The sequence below is a fragment of the Bacillus sp. 05T31 genome (assembly GCF_056396725.1).
Genome location: NZ_JBFTMA010001041.1, coordinates 1 through 1,051 on the forward strand (window position 1 = coordinate 1; position 1,051 = coordinate 1,051).

Sequence of the window (1,051 nt, forward strand, 5' to 3'; positions counted from 1 at the left end):
ACCCTAAGGTGCCTTCCTTCAACTTGATACTCTTTTATCGTTTGTTTATAAAGAAATATTTAATAATCTATAACACTCCAAACAGTTTCATCACTCTCTTGGTCCCAATAGGCATATAACTCAGTTACTTTTCCTTTCACTTTGCTTGCTTGTTCATCTTCTAACCAATTTACAACATCTCCTGTTTTAAAATACTTTTCTTGAATGAAAGCTAAATAGTGTTTAGTTTCATTTCCCCAACTGTTAATAAAAGATAGTATTTTGTTAACATCTCCGTAGAACACATCGTCACTTACAGAAGAACCTTTATATTTCATTTCTACTGCTGCTAATACTCTAATTATACAATCGCTTAAATTATAGTCTTCAACAGCTATTGAATCAATTTCAACAATAGCTAAGTCAATTCTTTCGCCATTAATAAAGTACTCTGTAAATATTCGTAAATTATGATTGTTTAGAAAGTCTTCTCCTAGTCTGTTTCTTAAATGAAAGTAAAAAGCATTTTTTAATGAATCCTCTTTTAGAAGAAAGTAGTTAGCATAATCAATTTTCAAATCTTCTGTCCATACCTTTTTTATGGCTGTATCAATCTTTTCAATAATTTCATGACTCATCACTAAATCCCCCAATAATATTCAAATTAGCCTATTGTTTATTAATTAATTGTGTCTCCTAATGTAGCTTTCTTTGTACAAACACAGAAAAAGGCACACATTTCGAAGTGCCCCTCCCGATCTACATAATACTTTTCTTACAGCACAAATATATCTGAGTTCCCACCCAATTTCACTTTACTACATCTATTTATAAAGTTTAATTAATTTAATGTAAATTATATAAAAAAGACACCCTAAGGTGTCTTCCTCCAACTTGAACCACTTTAATTTTAATAAGGGGTACCGCCACACATCCATCAACTTAAGGATTTAGACTATTCTTAAAATTAAAAGCACGTTACTATTCTCTTATGTTAATGAGAAAGGGTGACGTGCTTTTTATGAATATGCATCAAAAACAAGAGCTGTCTTTATTTGCCGAAGAGTTATAT

1 protein-coding gene is annotated in these 1,051 nt (G+C 30.6%); it reads right to left on the reverse strand.

All coding sequences use genetic code 11. The annotated features are described in order from the left end of the window. Positions 1 to 59: 59 nt before the first annotated feature. Positions 60 to 617 carry a hypothetical protein gene (locus tag AC1DJR_RS31130; protein ID WP_429687722.1) on the reverse strand — a complete coding sequence of 186 codons (558 nt, stop codon included), beginning with the start codon at positions 615 to 617 and terminating at the stop codon, positions 60 to 62. Positions 618 to 1,051 lie beyond the last annotated feature (434 nt).

What these genes read in the sequence shown, in the direction of transcription:
- AC1DJR_RS31130 (WP_429687722.1), bottom strand. Translation starts at nt 617, where the DNA reads ATGAGTCATGAAATTATTGAAAAGATTGATACAGCCATAAAAAAGGTA.